Origin of the sequence: Sporofaciens musculi (assembly GCF_009830285.1) — a bacterium.
Lineage (GTDB): Bacteria > Bacillota > Clostridia > Lachnospirales > Lachnospiraceae > Sporofaciens > Sporofaciens musculi.
This window is the reverse complement of record NZ_WUQX01000001.1, coordinates 2,920,813-2,944,081: the sequence shown is the minus strand read 5'-3', so window position 1 is coordinate 2,944,081 and position 23,269 is coordinate 2,920,813. Positions and strand designations below refer to the sequence as shown.

The 23,269-nt window shown below is 43.2% G+C and carries 17 protein-coding genes and 2 pseudogenes; 12 read left to right on the top strand and 7 right to left on the bottom strand.

Translation table 11 applies throughout. The features are described from left to right. Positions 1-18: 18 nt before the first annotated feature. Together GN277_RS14745 and GN277_RS14740 are read left to right on the top strand one after the other, a co-directional pair. Positions 19-1,524 (top strand): recombinase family protein, encoded by a 1,506-nt coding sequence (locus GN277_RS14745; RefSeq protein WP_322101259.1) that lies wholly within the window; start codon positions 19-21, stop codon positions 1,522-1,524. A 51-nt stretch (positions 1,525-1,575) separates the two neighbouring features. Further along, positions 1,576-2,328, top strand: coding sequence for an N-acetylmuramoyl-L-alanine amidase (locus GN277_RS14740; RefSeq protein WP_159751710.1), 753 nt, complete (start codon positions 1,576-1,578; stop codon positions 2,326-2,328). Positions 2,329-2,353: 25 nt separating this feature from the next. Here GN277_RS14740 and GN277_RS14735 read toward each other — a convergent pair whose 3' ends face one another. Genes GN277_RS14735 through GN277_RS14725 form a run of 3 tightly spaced genes read right to left on the bottom strand, consistent with a single transcriptional unit; the run spans position 2,354 to position 6,908 of the window. Then, entirely contained in the window at positions 2,354-3,760 is a 1,407-nt protein-coding gene (locus tag GN277_RS14735; RefSeq protein ID WP_159751709.1) for a sensor histidine kinase, read from the bottom strand. Between the two features lie 36 nt (positions 3,761-3,796). Further along, positions 3,797-4,501 (bottom strand): response regulator transcription factor, encoded by a 705-nt coding sequence (locus GN277_RS14730; protein WP_159751708.1) that lies wholly within the window; start codon positions 4,499-4,501, stop codon positions 3,797-3,799. Positions 4,502-4,532: 31 nt separating this feature from the next. After that, entirely contained in the window at positions 4,533-6,908 is a 2,376-nt protein-coding gene (locus GN277_RS14725) for an endonuclease MutS2 (RefSeq protein ID WP_159751707.1), read from the bottom strand. 186 nt (positions 6,909-7,094) lie between these two features. Between GN277_RS14725 and GN277_RS14720 the strand changes: the two genes are divergently transcribed. From GN277_RS14720 to GN277_RS14685, 8 genes are all read left to right on the top strand, one after another. Next, entirely contained in the window at positions 7,095-8,405 is a 1,311-nt protein-coding gene (locus tag GN277_RS14720) for a S1C family serine protease (protein WP_159751706.1), read from the top strand. A gap of 419 nt (positions 8,406-8,824) precedes the next feature. Next, positions 8,825-9,772 carry a 3'-5' exoribonuclease YhaM family protein gene (locus GN277_RS14715; RefSeq protein ID WP_159751705.1) on the top strand — a complete coding sequence of 316 codons (948 nt, stop codon included), beginning with the start codon at positions 8,825-8,827 and terminating at the stop codon, positions 9,770-9,772. 287 nt (positions 9,773-10,059) lie between these two features. After that, positions 10,060-11,727: a 23S rRNA (uracil(1939)-C(5))-methyltransferase RlmD gene (gene rlmD / locus GN277_RS14710; protein ID WP_159751704.1), complete on the top strand. Its 1,668-nt coding sequence runs from the start codon at positions 10,060-10,062 to the stop codon at positions 11,725-11,727. A gap of 143 nt (positions 11,728-11,870) precedes the next feature. Continuing rightward, positions 11,871-12,530: a DNA-3-methyladenine glycosylase family protein gene (locus tag GN277_RS14705; RefSeq protein ID WP_159751703.1), complete on the top strand. Its 660-nt coding sequence runs from the start codon at positions 11,871-11,873 to the stop codon at positions 12,528-12,530. 3 nt (positions 12,531-12,533) lie between these two features. Beyond that, the gene (locus GN277_RS14700; RefSeq protein ID WP_159751702.1) at positions 12,534-13,781 is read left to right on the top strand and encodes a class I SAM-dependent methyltransferase; all 1,248 of its coding nucleotides are present in this window, start codon (positions 12,534-12,536) and stop codon (positions 13,779-13,781) included. 208 nt (positions 13,782-13,989) lie between these two features. Next, positions 13,990-14,625 carry a uracil-DNA glycosylase family protein gene (locus tag GN277_RS14695; RefSeq protein ID WP_244324727.1) on the top strand — a complete coding sequence of 212 codons (636 nt, stop codon included), beginning with the start codon at positions 13,990-13,992 and terminating at the stop codon, positions 14,623-14,625. 95 nt (positions 14,626-14,720) lie between these two features. Next, the gene (locus GN277_RS14690; RefSeq protein ID WP_159751701.1) at positions 14,721-15,506 is read left to right on the top strand and encodes a TIR domain-containing protein; all 786 of its coding nucleotides are present in this window, start codon (positions 14,721-14,723) and stop codon (positions 15,504-15,506) included. 46 nt (positions 15,507-15,552) lie between these two features. Then, positions 15,553-15,732, top strand: coding sequence for a hypothetical protein (locus GN277_RS14685; RefSeq protein WP_159751700.1), 180 nt, complete (start codon positions 15,553-15,555; stop codon positions 15,730-15,732). A gap of 114 nt (positions 15,733-15,846) precedes the next feature. Here GN277_RS14685 and GN277_RS14680 read toward each other — a convergent pair. Beyond that, positions 15,847-16,710 (bottom strand): annotated as a pseudogene (locus GN277_RS14680) (IS3 family transposase); the annotation flags it as partial. A 23-nt stretch (positions 16,711-16,733) separates the two neighbouring features. After that, positions 16,734-17,417, bottom strand: a complete 684-nt coding sequence (locus GN277_RS14675) for a helix-turn-helix domain-containing protein (protein WP_159749279.1) — start codon at positions 17,415-17,417, stop codon at positions 16,734-16,736. A 240-nt stretch (positions 17,418-17,657) separates the two neighbouring features. On the opposite strand from GN277_RS14675, the gene GN277_RS14670 reads away from it, so the two are divergent. Further along, complete coding sequence (locus GN277_RS14670) at positions 17,658-18,434, top strand: ParA family protein (RefSeq protein ID WP_159751699.1); 777 nt, start codon at positions 17,658-17,660, stop codon at positions 18,432-18,434. Positions 18,435-18,517: 83 nt separating this feature from the next. Here the strand turns inward: GN277_RS14670 and GN277_RS14665 are convergent, their stop codons facing one another. After that, positions 18,518-19,981 (bottom strand): IS66 family transposase, encoded by a 1,464-nt coding sequence (locus GN277_RS14665; protein WP_159750299.1) that lies wholly within the window; start codon positions 19,979-19,981, stop codon positions 18,518-18,520. A gap of 395 nt (positions 19,982-20,376) precedes the next feature. Then, positions 20,377-21,710 (bottom strand): annotated as a pseudogene (locus GN277_RS32160) (IS110 family RNA-guided transposase). 390 nt (positions 21,711-22,100) lie between these two features. Between GN277_RS32160 and GN277_RS14655 the strand changes: the two are divergent. Next, complete coding sequence (locus tag GN277_RS14655; RefSeq protein ID WP_159751698.1) at positions 22,101-23,048, top strand: ParB/RepB/Spo0J family partition protein; 948 nt, start codon at positions 22,101-22,103, stop codon at positions 23,046-23,048. Positions 23,049-23,269 lie beyond the last annotated feature (221 nt).

Here is a 23,269-nt window from a genome sequence, read left to right as displayed (position 1 = left end):
TTTAGTACAATACCCTGCTTGTCCGTCGCTCGAAAAACCTTGATTTTCCAGTGTTTTCAAAAGTATCGTTATCTAACGTCAGCTTTTAATAGACCAGATTTTCATAGAATGATTGCTGACATTGAAGATAGCAAGGTAAATTGTGTTGTTGTAAAAGACCTTTCCCGTTTCGGACGAGATTACATTGATACGGGGCGATATTTGGAAAGAATATTTCCAGAGCTTAATGTTCGTTTTATTTCTGTAACAGATAATATTGATAGTATGAAGCAGGCATACGATATGTTACTTCCTATTAAAAATATATTCAACGAACAGTATGCCAGAGATATTTCTAATAAAATTCAAGCGACAGTAAAATCAAAGCAGAAAGCAGGAGAATTTATCGGAGCTTTTACAAGTTATGGTTATAAGAAATCTCCTGCAAATAAGAATAAACTTGTGATTGATGAATATGCGTCCGAAATTGTAAAAAGAGTATTTAATATGTATGCACAAGGAATAGGAAAACAAAGCATTGCAAAAATACTAAATGCAGAGGGTATCCTTTGTCCGTCGGAATATAAAAAGCTCAACGGCGAAAACTACAAAAATTGCAACCGTTTAGAGAAAACTTCTTATTGGACGTATTCCACGATTAAAGTGATGTTACAAAATGAGCTTTATATTGGAAACATGGTACAAGGAAAGAAACATCAACGTATGAGAAGCAAACAGCGTCCAGTTGAGAAAGAAAACTGGATAAGGGTTGAAAATACACATGAACCGATTATAGACCGTCAACTGTGGGATAAGGTACAAAAACTGCTGACGAAAAAGCATAGGGATATTGATTTAGAAACAAATAAAAATATCTTTGCAGGTTTTATTAAGTGTGGTGATTGTGGTCGGGCAATGATGAAAAATTTCTGGCGACGTGCTGACGGAAGTAAGTCCTATTCATTCTATTGTGGAACTTACAAAAGAAGTGGAAAAGATTATTGCACTCCGCACACGCTCCCGTTTCAAGTATTGAATGATATTGTGCTGGGAGATTTAAAGCAGATTATCCGCAATGTAGAGAACTTGCAGGAACTTGTAAAATCACAATCTTTCACAGCAACAAAAATCAGAAAATCAACAGACATAGAACTGACAAAGTTAAAAGCAGAGCTTGAAAGAGTGAAGAAGTTGAAAAAGTCAATTTATGAAGATTACAAAGACGAACTGATTTCTAAAGAAGAATTTCTTTCTTATCGAGAGGACTATCAACAAAAAGAAACGCTTTACTCCAAACAGATTGTAACGCTGGAAGAAAAGAAAAAGGAAAGTGTAACAGAAGATGTTTTTGAAACACCGTGGTTAAGGCGGTTGTTGGAACTGAAAGACATTGAAGAATTAGACAGAGATATTATTGTGGAAATGATAGACCAGATAACAGTTTATGAAAACCGCAAACTTAAAATCTCATACAACTTCGGAAATGAGCTGGAACATTTATTTTCAAGCGTTTACTGTGAGGACTTGGAGAAAAAGGCTATCTAATCTCAATACATTTCTAACTCCCCATATATACTGGGGAATACATATCACAATTTGCGTAAACTACAATCAGCACATGGCGGAAGCGATCCCGGCGCAGTTTACAACGGACGCCAGGAGAAGGACGACGCACTGCGTCTGACCCTTGCGGTAGGTGAAATCCTCCAGAACCATGGAATTGACGTAGAATATACCAGGACCACAGATGTATTCGAGACACCCATTCAGAAAGCAATGGAAGCAAACCAGGCGGGAGTTGACCTTTTCCTGTCCATCCACAGGAATTCATTTCCCACAGATAACGAGGTATCAGGTGTGGAAACACTGGTGTACGATTTGTCAGGGCTGAAATATCAGATGGCACAGGACATCAACGACCAGTTAGAGGCTGTTGGCTTCGTGAATCTTGGAGTGAAGGAACGCCCCAATCTGGCAGTACTTAGAAGAACCAACATGCCGGCGCTTCTGGTGGAAGCCGGATTCATTAACTCAGATGTGGATAATCAGTTGTTTGACGAAAATTTTCAGGATATTGCACAGGCAATCGCAGCAGGCGTCTTAGACACTTTGGACTCGCAGGGAATCATAAAAGACGAAGATTACCGCGTCCAGGTAGGCGCATTCCGCAACCGCAGATATGCAGAAAGATTGTTAAACGAACTTCTTGAGAAAGGCTTCCCCGCATATATTGACGATTCTGGTCCCTATCTTAGAGTCCAGGTCGGAGATTTTGACGACATGGACGATGCGGTACAGATGGAGCAGCGTCTAAAACAGGCGGGCTTCCCGACCGTAATTGTGAAGTAGGAAGGCATAAAAAGAACCCTGCCCATTATCCTCTGGGCAGGGAGAAGATAAATTCCGTCCCGACTCCTTCTGTGCTGACCACATTAATATTCTCCCCATGGGCCTGAATCGCCTCCTTGACAATGGCAAGTCCAAGTCCAGTCCCCTTCTTATCCTTCCCGCGGGAGAGGTCTGATTTGTAGAAACGCTCCCAGATTTTATTCAGTGAAGTCCGCGGTATTCCAATGCCGTCGTCCTTGACCGAGGTGTAAACCTTTTCGCCACGCTCCGTAGTCTCAATCGTAACCACGGAATCAGGCTCGCTGAACTTGATGGCATTGTCTAAAAGGTTATATAGAACCTGCTGGATTTTCCGTTTATCCCCATTGACGGTCAGCTTCTTTGGCGGAAAAATGACCTCGATGGAAATCTTTTTCTGTTTACAGGTTCCTTCAAAAGAGGCCGCCACATTCCGGATCATCTCGTGAATGTCAAAAACCTCCTTATTCAACAGCATGTTTTTTGTGTCAAATTCATTCAGAGTCAAAAGGTCCTGGGTCAGATCCGTCAGACGTTCTGTCTCAAATAAAATAATCTTCAGATATTTCTCATGAAGCTCAGGCGGGATGGTACCGTCTGCCATAGCCTCCACGTATCCTTTGATGGAGGTCAGAGGAGAGCGGAAATCATGGGACACATTTGCCACAAACTTTTTCTGATAATCCTCCATGTCCCGAAGCTGTGAGGACATATAGTTCAGCGAGGCGGACAGATATCCCATCTCATCCTCGGTGTTTACCGGTATCTCGTATTCCAGATTGCCCAAGGCATACTGAGTGGCTGCCTCTGTAATCTTGCGCAGGGGCAGATAGACAAAATACTGGAAGGCAAGGAGTACCATGAAGGAGAGAATATAAATGACAAACACGGTAATGACCGAAGCCCGAAGCAGGATTTTCTGAGGCTTTAGGGAATCAGAAACATATTTGTGAATCAGCAGGTAGCCTTTGGGGGAGTAGCTGTAGACCACCGGAGCAATGACGGTAATCACATCCTCCTCAAAATATTCATGATAATCGCCTATTTGGTACTGGCTTCCTTTGCTCTCCACAGGGTCAAAAGCTTCAATCTCATAGGGGGCTGAGGGATATTCCTCTGATACCGCAGAGGAAATCATGACACCGTCCTTGTCAACAAACCACACGGCTGCCTCCAACTGTATCTCGATGCCGGACAACTGTAGGTGTACCTGGGAGTCGTCCACCCCCTCCGAAAAGTAGGAGGGGAGATAGTGGTTGGCAAAAAGATTCGCCTCTCGGTAGAGGGAGGTAGCCATCTCAATTTCCAGGGGGCTTTCTGTCAGGTTAAATGTCAGGGTCGCCACAATAAAAATGCTGAGGAATCCGAATATGACGTATACGATTACGAATTTCAGATATAATGTACTGCGCATGTGGTCTCATACTCCTTTGTGATTTCATTTGCCTGTTTATTTGACCTCAAACTTGTAGCCAATGCCCCAGACTGTGCTGAGGCTCCATGAGCCATGGTCTTTGATTTTCTCCCGCAGCCGCTTGATATGGACGTCTACGGTGCGGGTATCCCCAATATACTCATAGCCCCAAATCTGGTCAAGAAGCTGTTCCCGCGTAAATACCTGGTTGGGGGAGGCGGCAAGGAAATACAGAAGCTCTAACTCCTTGGGGGGCATATCCACCTGGGTGTTGTCCACCAGAACAGAATAGTTGGTAAGGTTAATGGAAATGCCAGGGTACTCCACACATTTCCCCTTATTCTCAGGGGCATCCTCCTGCTTAGGCGTTACCTGGTAACGGCGGAGAACCGCCTTGACGCGGGCAACCATCTCCTTGGAATCGAAAGGCTTCATAATATAGTCGTCTGCGCCTAGCTCCAGTCCCAGTACCTTGTCAAAGACCTCACCCTTTGCCGATAGCATGATAATCGGTACGTTAGATCTGGTCCGAAGCTCGCGGCATACCTGGTAGCCGTCGATGCCCGGAAGCATCAAATCTAAGAGTATCAGGTTAGGTTGGTAGGTATCGTGGGCGATTAGGGCTTTCTCTCCGTCATGCACCATCATTGTGTCAAAACATTCTTTGGTCAGATACAAAGAAATCAGTTCGGCTATGTTCTCGTCATCGTCTACGATTAATATTTTTTGTTTATTTACCATTTATGCTGTCTCCTATATGTGTTTACCGGAGTTACTTAAGTTCTACGATGGTGACGCCGGCGTCTCCCTCACCGAATGCGCCCAGCCGGAAAGACTTCACATGCTTCTGGCGTTTCAGATAATTGTGGATGCCGGTACGCAAAGCGCCGGTTCCTTTGCCGTGAACCACACGGACGTTGGAAAGGTGGGCTAAGGCAGCGTCGTCTAAATATTTGTCCAGTTCTGCAATGGCCTCGTCTACAGTCTTGCCAAGAAGATTAATCTCTGAGCTGACGGAGAAGGATTTGCCCATCTTCATCTTGCCCTTGGAGGTCTTGTGCATCTGCTTTGCCGAGTAGGAGGGAGTTTCTTCAATAATCTCCAAATCAGAGATGTGAACCTGTGAGCGTAAAATACCCATCTGGACGGTGACATTTCCCTTGGAATCAGGAAGGGAAATCACAGAGCCGTTCAGATTCATGCTTAGGACTTTGACCGTCTCTCCAAGCTTAAAGTCCGAAGGCTTGTGCTGCTTCTTGGGCTTCTTGGCCTCAAGGGTTAAGCCAGAGCTGACAGAAGCCATCTTTTTGCGAAGTCTCTCCCGCTCTTTTTCCATCTCTGCGGCGGAAATATTCTCCTTGCCGAACTTGCGGAAGTTACGCAGGGTCTCGTCGGCAGTCTCCTTGGCGTCAGATAAAATGGCGTGGGCCTTCTCATTGGCTTCCCTTAGAATCCGCTCCTTCTGGGCTTCTAATTTCTCCTGCTTCTGACGCACCTCCATTTTGAGCCTTTCAAGCTCTCGTTTGTAGGCGGCAATCTCCTCCTGCTCCTTCTGAATGGTCCGTTTGCTGGTCTCAAGATCGGTCAGCAGATCCTCAAAGGACTCATCCTGCTCGGTCAAATGGGTCTTTGCCTCTGCGATAATATAGTCTGGCAGTCCAAGCTTTCCTGCAATGGCAAATGCGTTGCTCTTTCCAGGGATTCCCAGAAGAAGCCGGTATGTGGGGCGAAGGGTCTCCAAATCAAACTCGCAGCAGGCATTCTCCACTCCCGCAGTAGAAAGGGCGTAGACCTTAAGCTCACTGTAGTGGGTGGTAGCCATGGTGCGGATGCCTCTGTTATGCAGATGGCTTAAGATTGCCGTAGCAAGGGCCGCGCCCTCTGTAGGGTCTGTCCCTGCCCCCAGTTCGTCGAACAGAACTAAAGAGCGCTCATCCACATGGGTGAGGAAGGAAACAATATTCGTCATATGGGAGGAAAAGGTGCTGAGGCTCTGCTCAATGCTCTGTTCATCCCCGATATCTGCGTAAACCTGTTCAAACACCCCAAGCTCTGAGCGGTCTAGGGCTGGAATGTGCAGTCCGGCCTGGCCCATCAGGGTAAATAGGCCCACTGTTTTCAGGGAGACGGTCTTACCGCCTGTGTTGGGCCCTGTCACTATGAGCAGGTCAAACTCATCTCCTAATGTGACGGTGATGGGAACCACCTGCCGCTTATCCAGCAGAGGATGTCGTCCCTCTCGGATGCGGATGCGCCCTTCTGTGTTAAAGCTTGGCATGGACGCATTCATATCAAGGGCAAGGCTTCCCCTTGCGAAAATGAAATCCAGCTCACCCAGTACGGTGTAATCTGTACGGATTTCTTCAATATACTGTGCCGTATCTTCGCTTAAACGGGCAAGGATGACCTGAATCTCCTCCTGCTCCTTCCCGTAGAGCTCTTTCAAATCGTTATTCAGTTTTACCACGGCCATGGGCTCAATAAATAGTGTAGAGCCTGTGGAGGACTGGTCATGGATCAGTCCGGATACCTGGCTTCGGTATTCTGCCTTTACCGGTATGCAGTAGCGGTCGCCCCTCATGGTAATGATGGGGTCCTGTAAATAAGAGCGAAGAGAGCCGTTGACCATGCCGGACAGGGTGGCATGAACCTTGTCGTTCATCTGACTGATGGAACGGCGGATGTGCTTTAATGTCCCGCTGGCGTCGTCGCTTAACTCGTCTTCCTCCAGGATACACCTGCGAATCTCTGTGGTAAGCAGGCTGATTGGCTCAAGTTGCTGGAAAAAGGAATCCAGGCAGTCTTCTTCTTCATCGTTATTATCATGCCTTCCGTAAGCCTTGGCACGTCCGGCTGTCTCTAAGAGCTTGCAGATGCGCAGAAGCTCGCCGCTTCCTAAGGCGGCGCCCACCTCAAGACGCTTCAGGGAATCATTTACCGGATTGCACCCGCTAAAAGAGAGTCGTCCTTTCTTGACGATTCGGGTAAATGCTGCCGCTGTCTGCTGCTGTGCAGCGTTAATGTCCGCCAGCAGGGTCATAGGCCGAAGTCTTTTGCATCGTTCTTTGCCGCTAAAGGAGGAGGCATGGTCTGTCAGTAACTCGATTATTTTATTGTATTCTAGTTTGTTTAATGTTTTCTTATTCATAATTTAATCACCTAGAACTATTCTAACCTATTTACGCCATAAAGGGAAGGATAAATATTGAACAATCGTCTTTCTTGGAGTATACTATATCCGATAGGATGTATTTAGGGATGTGAGTGGCAATCGGGACAAAATTGCCAGAGGTTTTCGGCGGTTCATTATGGAAAGAAAGAGAAGGGTGGGTCTATGGAAGAACGGAAAGATCCAAGGGAAGAATTACATCCACAGGAGGATACTTCGGAGGCTGCGCAGGAGGATATGCAGGAGGAGTTTAGGGAGTATTCATTTTTGCAGGAGACGATTAAGCGGGACCGGAGGGGTGAGCGGAAGGGCTTTTTCCGGATGGCGGGTCTGGGATTGGTGTTCGGCGTGTTTGCCTGTTTTAGCTTCAGCGCCATGAAGCCCGCTATGGACAGTATTTTTCAGGACGACCCGCAGAAGGTTACGATTCCCCAGGAGGAGGAGTCTCAGGAGGAGGAAGAACAAGCCCCTCCGCCTGTGGAGGAGGTTGTGCAGCCGCCGCTGGACGCGGACAGTTATCGGCAGATGCAGCAGTCCTTGACGACCATTGGCGTCAAGGCGAACCGTTCGGTGGTGGAGATTGCGGGTGTTTTGGAGGACCAGGACTGGACGGAGGAGTCCAAGGATTATAAGAATAGTGTGTCAGGCTTGATTGTGGCAGACAACGGGCGTGAGCTTTTGGTTCTGGGGAAATCCTCGGTGGCAAAGGACGCGAAGGAATTAAAGATTGTATTTAACAACGGTCAGGCATATCCGGCAACCCTTAAAAAGAGTGACGGTAATCTGGGCTTTGGCGTCTATGCTGTGAACCGTTCGGATATTCAGGATTCTACATGGGCGCAGATTGATACGGCGGTTCTTGGAAGCTCCAATGCGGTTTCTAAGGGGGATATTGCGATTGTCCTTGGTAAACCTTTCGGGTATGCGGGTGCAATGGGGTTCGGCTCGATTGCCTCTGGCAAAAACACGCTGGATTCGGCTGACGGACAATATCGGCTGATTAATACGGACATTGCAGGCTCTAAGAATGGAAGCGGGTTCATTGTGAATCTTAAGGGGGAGATTATTGCCTTAATCGACCAGAGCGCCGCGGAGGAGGGGAGTACTGAGCTGATTATCGGATATGGGATTACGGATGTGAAGGATGTAATCGAATTTCTCTCCAACGGTCAGGGCGTTCCCTATATCGGGATTTGGGGCGTGGATGTCACGGAGGAGATTGAAGAACAGGGTATTCCAAAGGGGTTGTATGTGAAGAATGTGGATGCCGACTCTCCGGCCATGGCGGCAGGCATCCAGAGCGGCGACGTCATTACGGGCATAGATGATGTGGAGATCACCTCTTATGGGATTTATCATGGGACACTAATGGAAAAGAAGGTGGGAAGTGAGGCGGTGATTAAGGGACAGCGCCAGGGTGCGGATGGTTATGTGGATATAGATTTTAAGGTGACGGTGGGAAGTAAGGAGATGTAAAGGGAGTGGGAGAGTCGCTTGGTTGTGCGACTGAAGGATAGAGTCAGGAGATGCATAAGAGAATGGGAGAGCTATGGTGATGCATCTGCATGATTGAGGAATAGGCAATTGCGAAACACATCATTCAGAATTTGTAGAAACTACACAATAAAGGAGTTTTAGTATCTACATTTAAGCAAACTTTTTGTGTAATGTATCTAAAACGAGATGAGGAGCGAAAGAAAATATGGCAACAAAAAAGCCAGTATTTATGCGGTTTCCAGAGTTTCGCAATTACCTAATGATTGAGGAATAGAGTAAGGAGATGTAGGAAATCCTGCGAAAAATTGCTTAGGCACCTTCGATGTGCGGCTGCTTGGGCAAAGGATTAACTAAGATAAAAACACAATAATTTTGACAGAATGAAAAGAGGCAGAAAAATGAGGTATATCAATACTCTTCGTGAGGGTGAGACAATTAGGAATATTTATTTATGTAAGGGAAAGCGTTCAGCGGAGACAAGGAACGGGAAGCCATATGACAATCTGATTCTCCAGGACAAGACGGGAGTTCTGGACGGAAAGGTTTGGGACCCCAATTCCGGCGGGATTGCGGATTATGAGGAAATGGATTTCATTGAGGTTTACGGTGAGGTAATTAATTACAACAATAATCTTCAACTGAACATCAAGCAGATTCGCAAGGCGCAGGAGGAAGAGTATGCTATGGCGGATTATCTGCCTACCAGTGAGAAAAATACGGAGATGATGTTTCGTGAGCTTATGGGATATGTGGGGAGGATTGGGAACACATATCTTAAGCAGATGATTGAATTTTATTTCGTGAAGGACGAGGCGTTTATCCGGCGGTTCAAGGCGCACTCTGCGGCTAAGAGTGTGCATCATGGATTTTCGGGAGGGCTTTTAGAGCATACGTTAAGTGTGGTGAAGTTCTGCGAATATATGGCTGGGGCTTATCCCATTTTGAACAGGGATCTTTTGTGCGCGGCGGCAATCTGCCATGATATCGGCAAGGTCAGAGAGTTGTCTGCATTTCCAGAGAATGACTATACGGACGACGGGCAGCTTCTGGGGCATATTGTCATTGGAGTGGAGATGGTGAGTGATGCGGTAAGGTCGATACCGGACTTTCCGGAGAGGCTGGCAAGCGAATTGAAGCACTGTATCGTGGCTCATCACGGTGAGCTAGAGTACGGCTCTCCAAAGAAGCCTGCGCTTGCAGAGGCTCTGGCCCTTAATTTTGCAGACTGTGCGGATGCAAAGATGCAGACATTGACGGAGATTTTTAAGGATAAGAACAGCAATGACTGGTTGGGGTATAATCGGTTGTTTGAGTCGAATCTGAGAAAAACGACTATGGGGATATAGTTGGATTGGGATATTTAGAACAGAGGTATTTGCTCTGACAGCATATGAAGTAGTTTGGAGATTTATATTTTAGCATGAGAAAACCCTTGGTGGGCAGAGAAGCAAATGGTTGTTAGGAGTGGTTCTTTGCCGGCTGAGGGTCATTTTGGCTTTTACAGGGCCAATCAGGGAAGTGGATGAAGTATTATTAGGAAATTAGGCGACGACGCTTGGAAGGATACCAAAAGGCAGGGACTTAGGGGCAGACGAAGTATTAGAGGGAGTCAGGTGCAAGATGGAGGGTAAAAATGAGGAAGAATGATATTGCTACAGTAAGGATTGAGGATATAGGCAGCAATGGCGAAGGGATTGGGAAAATAGAAGGGTATGCGCTGTTTATTAAGGACGCTGTCATTGGGGATGTTGTGGAAGCCAAGATTATGAAGGCAAAGAAGAATTATGCATATGCAAAATTAGTGAATATTGTCACGCCTTCCGAATTCCGTGTAAAAAAGCCTGTCTGCCCCATGGCCCGAAGCTGCGGCGGGTGTCAAATTCAAGAGATGGAGTATGGCAGGCAGTTGAGCTTCAAGGAGGACAAGGTAAGAGAGAAGCTTATACGGATTGGGGGGATACCAGAGGAGATTGTTTCAAAAGCTATGGAGCCGATTGTGGGGATGGAGAATCCATTTGCATATAGGAATAAAGCCCAGTTTCCAGTTGGAACGGATAGAGATGGGAGGATTGTCGCAGGGTTCTATGCTGGTAGAACCCACAGTATTATTCCAAATACCAGATGTGCATTGGGGGTGGAGGTGAATGAACGGATTCTGCGGTGCGTGATTGATTTTATGGAGGAATTTCGTATCAGCGCCTATCATGAGGAGGAGCATAGGGGGCTGGTTCGACATGTGTTGATTCGATACGGCTTCCGGACCAGAGAGATTATGGTCTGTCTGGTAATTAATGGGAATGGGATTCCACATGGGGAGGTACTGGCAGAACGTTTGTCTGGGATTGAAGGTATGACCAGTATAACTTATAGCGTTAATCGGGAGAGAACAAATGTGATTATGGGGAATGAGATTCGCCTGTTGTGGGGGCAGACGTATATTACAGATGTGATTGGGGATGTGAAGTATCAGATTTCTCCGCTGTCTTTTTATCAGGTGAATCCTGTGCAGACGGAGAAGCTCTATGGGGTGGCAATGGAATATGCGCAGCTTACGGGTGAGGAAACGGTGTGGGATCTGTATTGTGGGATTGGGACTATTTCGCTGTTTCTGGCAAAGAAGGCAAAACAGGTATATGGGGTGGAGATTGTGCCTCAGGCGGTTTTGGACGCAAGGATGAATGCTAAGATAAATGGGATTGGGAATGTGGAGTTTTTTGAGGGGAAGGCGGAGAAGGTTCTGCCGGAATTTGGGAAGAAATATGAGGAGGAGCATGAGGGGAGAAAATATTATGCGGATGTGGTAGTGGTTGACCCGCCAAGGAAAGGGTGCGATGAGGGGCTGCTTAGGACGATTGTTGAGATGGGGGCAAAGAGGGTTGTGTATGTGAGTTGTGATCCGGCGACGCTTTCGAGGGATTTGAAGTACCTGAGGGGGGAAGGGTATGAGGTTGAGAGGGTGAGGGCGGTGGATCAGTTTCCGCAGACGGTGCATGTAGAGACGGTATGTTTATTGTCCAAACTTCATGCAGACCAACATATCGAGGTAGAGCTTCAGATGGACGAGCTTGATTTGACGGCTGCGGAGAGCAAAGCCACCTATGAGGAAATCAAGGATTATGTGTTGGAGCATACGGGATTGAAAGTCAGCAGTTTATATATAGCACAGGTAAAGGAGAAATGTGGTATTATTGAGAGGGCAAATTATAATCTGCCAAAATCGGAAAATTCCAGACAGCCAAAATGTCCGTTAGAGAAAGAAATGGCTATAAGAGAAGCATTGGAACATTTTCGTATGATTTGATTGTAGCTTAGAAATGGTGGGACGGTTTCCTTTGAGGAAATGATGGACATTGCGGAAAATTGAACCTTAAATATGTGTTTCTGAATGGGGAAAAGATTAAAATAAGTAAATGATTATAATAATGATTAGAGTGAGTGAGAGATATGGTTTACTTAAAATATGATTTAAATGATGAGAAGGTACAATATCTTATTCGTACTGATAAGACGTTAGAAAGGTTAATTAGATACATCGGTACTAGCGAATTAGCTATGGAAAAAGATGGTTTTAAATGTCTTGTCAAATATATTGTAGGGCAGCAAATAAGCGATAAAGCTCGTGAAACCATTTGGCAACGAATCTGTACCATTTTTGGTAATGTAACGCCCGATATAATGTTTTCAACAGGCACTAGTGATCTTCGGGAGGTAGGGTTGTCCAGTCGTAAAGTAGAGTATATTAAAATATTAGCAGAAAGTGTTGTTGAGAAGAGAATAGATTTTGAGGAGTTTAAAAACTTTTCAAATGAGGAGATTATCACAAGGTTAACGGCTTTAAAGGGCATTGGGCAGTGGACGGCTGAAATGTATTTAATTTTTTCATTAGGACGAGAAAATGTACTTTCAAAAGGAGATGGAACAATTAGGCGTACTATTCAATGGATGTATGGTTTAGAAGACTTGCCTTCTTCAAAAGAATTAGCAAAATATTTTACTAATTGGAATGAATATGCCACGATTGTTTCTTCGTACTTGTGGAAGTCTATCTCATTAGGGTTAACACAAAAGCCCTTTGACGAAGCGATTTTGGGACAAGGAGGATAAAATATGAATGTTAACAGTATGTATTGGATGCAATATTCGATTGATATATCAAAGAAAGTATCTCCTTCACTTTTGCGGGTAGGCACTGTTCTTGTATCTGAACAAAACAAATTACTCTGTTCTGCTTACTCAGGTGAAACTTGCAATGAATCATGGTATTTTGTTCTTTTAAGAAAGATACAGAAACTCAAAATATCTCATGCACAGAGTATTTATCTTACGATAAATACAATATCAAAGGATTGTTCATTTGATTTAATTAAACTGTTAAAGAGGATTAGCATTAATGAAATATACGTGGGTCTTCCAGACCCTACTTTAACATGTTATTGGGATAATGATCCTGCTATTGTATTTGATTGTGTATACCGTTATCCTGATAAATTGCAGCGTGAGATATTAGAACAGAACTATCAATTTTTTTCAGAAAGTAAACAACATATCAAATATAGTCCTTACTATTCTGAAAATAGAATTAGCAATTTGGTTATTGAAAAGCTGAAATTAAGAGGGTTTGTTATTTCTAAGGATGAACTTAATACAAATAAAAGCAAATCTGCAATAGCATCAATACTTTGTGATAGATATGGGATTGAATATTCGGAAGCTAACGGTATTGTATCTGGTGTGATATCCGAGGCTTTTAGTAGTAAATACGCATCGTATAATTATTCAGATGATACTCGTTCGCTTGATGTGGACTGGAAAGAAAATTTTATATCTGTTTATAAGAGGTCATCTGAAAAAAATATGTCCGCTATTAATATATTAAATGTTGGTGTTGGTGGTGGGCATGAGGCAATAGCTCTGTTTTCCAATTGTACCCATGTTACTTTTGTAGATATCGTACAAAGTAGTTTGGAAAGGATAAAAGAACATATTCCTTTATCAAAGATTATTGTTTCTAGTGCTGGAAGTTTGTTTTCTATACCTGATAATAGTTATGATTTATATGTATCTTTAAGGACATACAACTCATCGTTTTTTGATATAAAGGAAGCAATATCAGAAGCACATAGGGTGCTAAAAACTGACGCAGTAATTATTATTTCTGTGGCTAATGGTTTTTTGTGTTCGGAGAAACATGGTATTGTTCCTGGCTTAATCATTCCTGGAACAGAATTTGTTGATATTTATCGTGGTATAAATACATCTAAACTAATACATAATGAATTTATTCGATTAGGATTTAAGAATATACAACTTATTCCTACTAATACAGAGATATATTTATCGGCGATTGCTGCCTAGGAGTATTCATTACTAAACGATTAAATCCAATTGTTTTTTCAATTTATGGAAAGGTTCATATGCCAACCACAGTGACGGATAATAGTAAAATAAAAAATTTGTTTCATTGGAAAATGAAAAAAGAGGAGTAATAATGTATGAGTGAAAAAAGACATTTGCTGAACAAGTATTACAATTCAATGAAAAACTTTCGCATGAATTATTTGAATTGCCATCAGGATATAAAATTATTAATCCTTTTGTAGGAGAGCAAAAACAGCAAGTTAAGGAGGTAACAACTGCTTTTTATAAAAAATACTATAATGATACCTCTACTCGTCGTTTAATACTTGGCAGCTCGCCCGCACGAAGAGGCACAGCTGTAACAGGAATTCCTTTCGAAGATGCCAAACATCTTCAGAGTGAAACGGGAATTTTTATTGATAAATTTTATGTAAATAAATCATCATCAGGATTTTTATATGATGTTATGAAAGAGTATGGAGGTTGTAAGAAATTTTATACTGATTTTTATATGAATTTTGTTTGTCCCCTTGGTATAGTTAGGATAAATGCAAAAGGTAATGAAGTTAATTGTAATTACTATGAAAACAAAAAATTACAAGAGACTTTATATTCTTTCATTATTAGTGCAATACGTAGTCAAATAAATTTTGGAATTGACACCTCGGTATGCTACTGTATTGGAAGTGGAGAAAACTATGCCTTCTTATCAAAAGTTAACAGTGAATATAATTTTTTTAACACAATTATACCATTAGAACATCCACGCTTTATTATGCAATACAATTCAAAGCGTAAAGATGTGTTTATGGAGAAATATATCAACGCCTTATGTAGTTGAACATACTATGCTTATCATTTTCAGAGTGTAGTTGTAAATTTATTGGTTTTATGGTTGAGTAAGGTTAGGTCTATAAGAAAGAGGGTATGTATGATATGTTGATAGTAGAAAATAGAGTACTGGTTCTTTTTAATACAAATGTCATTAAGGTCTATAGTTTAAAAGAAAATACGTTAAAATTGTTGAGTGAGGAATGTGTTACTTTTGAAGGATGCTCTGTGACAGAGGCATTATTGGAAAAACTTGATGGATTTTTAGATACTTTGGAAAAGAGTGTTGGAACGGTTAATAATGAGCGTATCCGATTGTATGCTATTGGAATATTTCAAAAATTTAATTCTACAGATCAAACCAAACTAATAATTCATACTTTTGTGGATTATGGGCTTTATTTTAATATTATACAGCCCGATTTGGAACAATTTTATTTGGAAAAAAGCATATCCATTTATGGGTCTAAAAATATAATGGAGGGTTTGATACATCAGGAATTCAGAAAAGTTGTAGTATGTGGTAGCTTTCAACAGCATTTGGATGAAATCGGTGATATAATGACTGTTTTGCAAAAATACAACATTGAAGTATTAAGTCCTTGGACAACAAAGGTTGTACCAGAAACTTTAGGAACTGATTTTATTCTTTTGGAGGGTCAAGAGCCTCTAAAAAATAAGCGTGATGCTTGGAAACATAAATATATACATATGAATAAATTTCGGCAATCCGATGCTATTATTGTATGTAATCCTGATGGCTTTATTGGAAAAGGTACAATGTTTGAGTTTGGTTTTATGGTGGCTATTTCTAAAAGAATAATATTTACAGAAAGACCTAAAGATTTAACAATTCCGTTTCCTTATGAAGTAGGTCTAAATTTTAAATGATGCAATAGAAAATATTAGGTGTTGTTAGGAAAGAACACTGGCATTTATGAAAGAAAAGAAAAATCATTTGTATGTGGATAGCCAAGAACGAAGCATTTTATTACATAGCCTTGTGGAGCTGAAAAATCAGCTTATTCAACATGGCAGATATACAGACTGCGTTGATGAGTTGATATTCAAGGTAGTAAACGCACCGATTAAGAGAATGAAAATTGAATATGTCTAAGGCACATTATTAGAAGCCGCTTATTCTTATTTGTTTGAACCGCTCCCTGTCAAGTAGACAGTTAAAAAAATAAAAATTTTTACCTGCCAGTCGCAAAGAGGACTGGCAGAGCTTTTATGCAGCATCTTTCAAATAGTTTCTATATTCTATCGGTGTCATACAGTTTAAGCGTTTCTGATACCGATGATTATTATAATAATCTATGTAATCTGATACAGCCTCCTTTAGCTCCTCATATGTTTGAAATTTCTTCAGGTAATACATTTCTGATTTCAGCATCCCCCAGAACGCTTCCATTGGTCCGTTATCAATACATCTGGATACTCTTGACATGCTTTGTGTCATTCCCGCTTTGTTAAGCTTTTTACGGAAGTATTTTGAGGTGTATTGGTATCCACGGTCACTGTGGAATAAAGGCCTTGCATCTGGATGGTTTTCATGGGCAGTGTCAAAGGTTTCAAAAACAAGGGCATTATTATTGGAATGTCCAATGACAAAGGAAACAATACTTTTATCTGACAAGTCCAGAATGGCGCTCAGGTATGCCTTCCCACTGGCTCCATATTTCATCTCCGTTACATCCGTAAGCCATTTTTCCCCAAAACGTTCCGCATGGAACTCCCGGTTTAAGATGTTTTCGGCAGTAACCTCTGGCGTTGATTTTACATAGTTTCTTCTCCTGCGCCGGCACACAGATTTCAGATGTAAAATCCGCATAAGGCGCAAGATTCTCTTTGCGTTGACTTGAAATTCATTTTCACGGTTCAATTTAATCGTCATCTGCCTGTAACCCAGAATTCCGCTTTTTTCCTCGTACGCATCTCTGATAAGGACACATAATTTCTGGTTGAATTTCTCATTTTCACTTGGTTTTCGGTTCAGCCATTTATAATAAGCAGAACGCGAAATTCCCGCAAATCTGCAGAGTTCTGATATTGAGCATCCCTGCTCGTCATATATTTCCTGTATCGCCAGATAAACCGTTTCATTTTGTGTCTGGCTTAGAACCGCCTCCTTTCGATTTCGTCGAGTTTTTTTAAGAAAGCAACCTCCAGCTGGGCTCTGCGCTTTTCCGCTTGAAGAAGCTTATTTTCCGCACGCAGCTTCTCCAGTTCCGACATTTCTGTTTCAGATTTTCTTTTCCCTCTTTTGTCAATAAGCCCTTCTACGCCGTTTGACTGGTATTTCCTTGTCCATTGGTAAATCTGTTGGTAGGATACCTGGTATTTTTCTGCTGCCTGGGCATAATCCATTCCATGCTCTATGCAGTATGTTACAATTTCCACCCGTTCCTCATATGAGGTTTTTCTTCCTTTGGTCATGACGCTGGTTCCTCCTGTTCCAGAAGTCTTTAACTTCTCATGACCATTATACTTCATAATCCAGTTGCGAAGCTGCTTATCTGAGCGGATTCCATACTTTTTCTGGATTTCCCTTAATGTTCCTTTGCCGGAAAGGTAATCGGCAACAGCATTTTGTTTTGTTTCGGCGGAATAGATACGGAGTTTTGGAGTTGTTTTTAACCCCTCTATTCCTAAAGACTGATACAAGGTCACCCACTCGACGATACGTGTTCCATTTGTTCCCAGGCTTCGGGCGATACTTTCTGTTGAACAGCTTCCCTCCAAATATTTTGTAACGGCATCTAATTTCATTTCAAAAGAGTATTTTGAATGTTGTCCCATAAAATATGCTCCTCCTTATAGTGACAGTTTTATTATTTCATCTGTCTACCATAAGGGGAGCATATCAGTTTTGAGAGTAAGCGGCTTTTTTGCGTGTTGCAACGAGCCAAGTGGAAATGCTTGAATTTCCATTTGGCGACTGTCACGATCAGCGAGATGCTAATCGAGCTGCGTTCTCTGGTACTGTTACATAGCCACCTTGACAAAGTGGCTAAATCTAAATGAAAGGAGGACGCACCTATGTCAAATTGCAAAGTAATTGCTCTGACGAACCAGAAAGGCGGCGTGGGAAAGACCACCACGGCGGTCAATCTGGGTGTCAGTCTGGCACAGCAGGGCAAAAAAGTCCTGCTGATTGATGCCGATGCACAGGCAAATTTAACGATGTCGCTTGGCTATGGCAGACCAGATGATTTGTCTGATACGCTCTCAAGCATCATGCAGGACGTGATAGACGATGAGCCTGCCAGTGTCCAGAAAGCTATCCTGCACCATGATGAGGGCGTTGACCTGCTCCCATCCAACATTGAACTGTCGGGACTGGAAGTAAGGCTGATTAACGCCATAAGCCGTGAAAGCGTGCTGAAAACCTGCATCAATGAAGTAAAAAAGAATTACGATACTGTCCTTATTGACTGTATGCCGAGCTTGGGGATGCTGACAATCAACGCACTTGCGGCGGCTGACAGCGTAGTTATCCCGACACAGCCACATTATCTTTCTGCAAAGGGTTTAGAGCTGTTGCTTCGCTCCGTGTCTAAAGTCAAACGGCAAATCAATCCCCATCTGCGGATTGACGGCATCTTAATGACGATGGTAATGCCACGCACGAACATCTCTAAGGAGATTACCGCAACGGTAAAGAATGCCTACGGGCAGAGGATTAAAGTTTTTGATGCCCAGATACCTCACTCTATCCGTGCGGTTGAAGCTACCGCAGAGGGAAAGAGCATTTTTGCCTACGACAAAGGCGGCAAAGTAGCCGCAGCCTATGAACAGTTTGCAAAGTCCAGCTAAGAAATGTCAATAGCTAAAATGAAAAATGTTAAAAAAGTTGTAACAGTTCAGCCTTGCGATTGACCTAACGGGTATTACACCGGCTAAAATATAGCCGGTGTGCCCATAAATAACATTTTTATATTTTCTATAATCCCCATTTTCCTTTTCTTAAGGGTTTCTATGACTGTCATAATGGAACAGTACATTTCACTGCCGCTTTCCTTGCGAAAACCTCCAGCCATTTTCTGGCGATTTTTTGCTTTCCGTAAATCTCGTTCCGAAATATTGTCATCAAAGGGCACGGAAAAATCATGCAAGAATAAAAGATGGTTATGACTGTATTTATCCATACGGTTAAGTAATGTCTTTTCCTCTTTTTTCGCATATTTATGTCTGGTCGTTTTATTTTCTGCCTCTCCTTTTCGTATCAGGGAAAAATATTTTTCTTCATATTCCCTTAGGATTGCAGGCGGAAATGATGGGAACCCCTGCCCTAGTAATTCTTTCCGTTCCCGATTCATTTCACACAGGAGCGCACTCATCTCCCCGGACCATGCATTCCCTGTTTCCTCCGTATTTTTTCGGAGATAACGCATGATGTGGACATTGCATTCTGCGTGATCCGTGCCAAAGTGGTACAAAGCGGTTTCATGGTCATGCAGAAGAATCCCTGTATAGTGTTTCAAAAAATACAGTCCCTTCAGTGCTTCTATGGATTTGCTGTCCATGGCATGGTATACCACGCTGTTTTTTATGCTGAAATTCCGGATATAATTCTGTTTCCCATTTACTGTTACCACTGTGGCATCGGTTGCAACAACCTTTTGGTTCAACAGTCCGTTTTCCAAATTTGAAATGCTTGTTTGAGAAAACGACGCCAGTTTTTTGCAAAATCCATAGACGCTCCCTTCTGATAATTCGAGTTCTCCGTTACCGGCTGCATTTAAAAAAGAAGCAATCCTGTCGTTTGACATAACCCCTTCGCTATACAGGGATACAGCCAGCGCTTTTACATTTGCTCCATAGGTAACATCACTGCGGTATTCTTTTGGAATGTGTAAAACCCCTTCTTTATCTGCATAGATACGGATTTCTGTAATCATCGGTTCCACAGCTAGATCAACCACATATTTTGTGACGTATTTCTGTCCGGCTGCATTACCAATCATTTTTACTTCATGTCTGCATTTGCCGGAAGCAATTTTTACTTCTATCTCTGCTTTTGTAAGCGTTGTTCCTTTATGCCCTTTTTGTCCGCCTGCTTTACGTTTTGTTTTCTTTCTTCCGTTATAGGTATTTGCAGGTTTTCCGCCTTTTTGATCGGTAGATGGTGGAAGGGAAGTATTGGAGCTGTCATGATTGATAATACTTTTCAGACGTGCATTATCGTCTTTAAGCAGTCGGTTTTCTTGACGTAAGAGCCGGTTCTCTTCTTTTAAATCTGCGATTTCCGCTTTCAATTCCCCAACTTCCTGTTTGTGTTCTTTTTCAACCGTATCCAGACGCCCCATGATTTCCATGAGCTGCTGGTACATTCCATTTTCATAGTTGCTTTTTCTTCCCATGGGGCATCTCCTTCCGTTCATTTCTGATAACCATAGTTTATCAGAAATGAATAGAAAAGAAAAATCCTCTTTAGAATAGGTTCGTCAAAATGACGGTGGATTATTTTTGTGTATTCCAGAGGTTCTGTGGAATACCGGTCACAAAAACTATGAAAAATGGGATTCTGAACAGACATGTTGTTCAAAAGTTATCCACATACTAATCACAAAGCAATAAAATTCGTGAAATTACGTGTTTCCATGTGGATAATCAGAAGAAAAAACTTTTTCAATTTCTCTCTTTTGCCAGTCGCAAGGCTGAACTGTTACAAAAAGTTTTTCAGAAGCATTTGATGTAAAAAGGGTAACTTTAATAAGCCCACCCATGTGGAACTATTTAAAATTCATAAGACCTGTTAGGCTGCGTTCCGTACCTTGTCAGGCTGCGCTGCCAGATACCGCTCACAGTGTTCCTGAGGAGTGATGATCTCAAATGGTTTATTATCCCGGAGCATGGCAAAAATGATATTGCAGATTTTATGCATGACAGCCCCGACAGCCACGTTTTTCTTCTTGCTTTTGCATTTGTCGGTATAATAGCCGTGGATAACTGGATTTACTGGTGTTTTTGTCCCTTTATCCACCTTAAGATTATTGATAGCCACCATATGCAGGATACGCCTGGCAAGGCTAGAACCCCTCTTGGACATGTGGACTTTATCCCCATTGAACTTGCCGGATTGCTTCACGGCAGGATCCAAGCCGAAGTAAGCATAAAGCTTCTTTGGGGAAGAAAACAGGTCAAAGGAGCCCATTTCAGCGATCAGGACGGCTGCACTGAGAAAACCGACACCACGCAGGGACTGGAGAAGGAAGATACGGTCATAAACCGGCGTCCCTTCCAGCTTATCAACAGCCTTATGCAGGTCCTCAAGTATATTGTCCAGATGCTCCTGGTATTCCCGGTAGGTTTTGATATACAGCCGGATCCGGAGTGCACTGCTTTGAAGCGCACGTCCGAAAACAGCGGCGTCCTTTGCGGCAGCACGTATGGCATCATATTTGGAAACGGCATATTTTTCACCGAAACGTGCGGTTTTGCGTATGGTTTCCACAAGTATGTCTTTTGGGGCGGCAAGCATGTCTGCGGCAAGGGGTAAGCTTCCAGGAGCTTTAAGGAAGTTTGGGTAGTGACCTTGCTAAACACTTTCCGGTATGCGGGAAAGGACACTTTCAGTTCCGCCGTGAGCTTCAGTACGACAGCGGACTGCAGGTCCTTGAAGTAATAGTAGTCCCGTACCAGGTTGCGCAGGTCAATGACCTCATCATCTGGTATGATGGAAGTCTTCAGGGAAGCATCCAGGCCGACTTTGGCAGCTTTTTTTGAATCAAATTTATCATTATGCAGTTTCCTAACGTTCATATTTGTGCTATTCTTAGTGATGATAGGATTAATGACTGAGCAGTCAAACCCCTTATCACGAAGGAAGTACAGGAGCGGGATGTGGTAGATCCCGGTGGACTCAAGGAAGCAGCGGCTTTCGAGGGAATACATCTCTTGTGCTTCCTTTATTTTTGCGACAGCTTGCTCACGGGACTGCGGATCAGAATGAATGATCTTAAAAGGTTTTCCAGAGAGAATGCCATTGGGCAGCATGATGGACATCCAGGTGAAGTCTGCGCCGACATCAAGCCCGACTGAGAGATAAGGGATGCTTTCAAGCATCATAAGTACTTTTTGGTATTTCATGGTTTTATCCTTTCAGGCAGGTATCCATTTCCAGAGGGCGGATACACAACCTAGCGGTTTATACAGGTATAGCCTGGGGCTTCCCAACCAGCCAAAACATAAATCACCACCGAATGGACTGACAGACTTTCTAAGAGGTTTCACCAGCCGGAAGGCCAGTTCCCAAGGAGGCGTCGTCAATGATCCTGCCTCCAGTGATTATACCTCTATGTTTTGTCTGGTGCATTAAGGAAACCTCAGACAGGGTAAATAATGTTGCCTTATAACTTCTGATGGAGGGGGAACTCCTCCTTCTGTTATATCTATATAGATTTATTAGATTGGACTTTGTAACTATTAACCAGTGGTCATTCTTGACTACACCATTATTATACTAGGAGGTGGCAGAGATTGGCGAGAAACAAAAGAACAGAAATCGAGCTGACCGCATACGATGACCTCTTTGAAACAGACGAGAGCCGAGCAGAAGCGAATCTAAGCAAGATAAGGGAGATACCCATTTCCGAGATTGATGAGTTCCCAGACCACCCATTCAAGGTTTTGATGAATGAGGATATGGAGCAGCTTGTGGAAAGTGTCAGTCAGAGCGGCGTAATGACCCCTGCGACAGTTCGGCAAAAAGAGGACGGACGGTACGAGCTTATCAGCGGTCACAGGCGGAAAAAGGCTTGTGAGCTTGCAGGGCTTGAAACGCTCAAATGTGAGGTTAAGGAGCTGACCCATGATGAAGCGATTATTGTCATGGTTGAAAGTAATCTCCAACGCTCTGTTATTCTGCCGAGTGAGAAAGCCTTTGCGTATAAGATGCGGCTTGAAGCAATGAACAGACAAGCGGGCAGACCACCAAAAGATAATTTGACACCAGTGGTGTCAGATTTAGAAACTCCCCGAACAAATGAGAAGTTGGGAAAAGAGGTTGGTGAGAGCCGTGAGCAGATACGCCGATTTATCCGCTTGACCGAGCTTGTACCTGAAATTCTGCAAATGGTAGATGAACGCCAGATTGCTTTCCGTCCTGCGGTAGAGATTTCCTATCTTTCCGAGGAACAGCAGTACACCCTGCTTGAAGCGATGGGCTACAACGATGCCACGCCCTCACTTGCACAGGCTATCAAAATGAAAAAGTTTATGCAGGAGGATAAGCTAACAGACGAGGTTATCCAGAGCATCATGCAGGAGGACAAGCCAAACCAGAAAGAGAAGCCCGCCTTTAAGGACGAGCGGATAACCAAGCTTATACCGAAATCCATCCCCAGAGGGCAGGAAACGGATTTTGTCGTAAAGGCGTTGGAGTTTTATAACCGCCATTTGCAGCGGAACAAAGCTCACGAGAGGTAAAACAGGCAAAATAGGGATTTTGGCATGGAACGCCGAGGGAGAAGTCTGCCCCTTGAGGGACAGCAAATTTTTTTCCGCTGTCTCCGCTCCGCTTCGGTCGGTGCTAAACGTGTGCCACTGGCACACGGCACCCCCTCTCCACACCTCTCCCCCTAGATACTGCCAGTAACTATCCGAGAAAAGAATTATTAAAGCTGTCCACATGGGCGGCTTTTTTTCTG

Excerpts from the sequence above, each read along its gene's own strand:
- GN277_RS14715 (WP_159751705.1), top strand. The coding sequence starts at position 8,825 with ATGAGGTATATCAATACTCTTCGTGAGGGTGAGACAATTAGGAATATT.
- GN277_RS14730 (WP_159751708.1), bottom strand. The coding sequence starts at position 4,501 with ATGGTAAATAAACAAAAAATATTAATCGTAGACGATGACGAGAACATA.
- GN277_RS14725 (WP_159751707.1), bottom strand. The coding sequence starts at position 6,908 with ATGAATAAGAAAACATTAAACAAACTAGAATACAATAAAATAATCGAG.
- GN277_RS14670 (WP_159751699.1), top strand. The coding sequence starts at position 17,658 with ATGTCAAATTGCAAAGTAATTGCTCTGACGAACCAGAAAGGCGGCGTG.
- GN277_RS14675 (WP_159749279.1), bottom strand. The coding sequence starts at position 17,417 with ATGGGACAACATTCAAAATACTCTTTTGAAATGAAATTAGATGCCGTT.
- GN277_RS14735 (WP_159751709.1), bottom strand. The coding sequence starts at position 3,760 with ATGCGCAGTACATTATATCTGAAATTCGTAATCGTATACGTCATATTC.
- GN277_RS14690 (WP_159751701.1), top strand. The coding sequence starts at position 14,721 with ATGTTGATAGTAGAAAATAGAGTACTGGTTCTTTTTAATACAAATGTC.
- GN277_RS14700 (WP_159751702.1), top strand. The coding sequence starts at position 12,534 with ATGAATGTTAACAGTATGTATTGGATGCAATATTCGATTGATATATCA.
- GN277_RS14685 (WP_159751700.1), top strand. The coding sequence starts at position 15,553 with ATGAAAGAAAAGAAAAATCATTTGTATGTGGATAGCCAAGAACGAAGC.
- GN277_RS14720 (WP_159751706.1), top strand. The coding sequence starts at position 7,095 with ATGGAAGAACGGAAAGATCCAAGGGAAGAATTACATCCACAGGAGGAT.
- GN277_RS14705 (WP_159751703.1), top strand. The coding sequence starts at position 11,871 with ATGGTTTACTTAAAATATGATTTAAATGATGAGAAGGTACAATATCTT.
- rlmD (WP_159751704.1), top strand. The coding sequence starts at position 10,060 with ATGAGGAAGAATGATATTGCTACAGTAAGGATTGAGGATATAGGCAGC.
- GN277_RS14665 (WP_159750299.1), bottom strand. The coding sequence starts at position 19,981 with ATGGGAAGAAAAAGCAACTATGAAAATGGAATGTACCAGCAGCTCATG.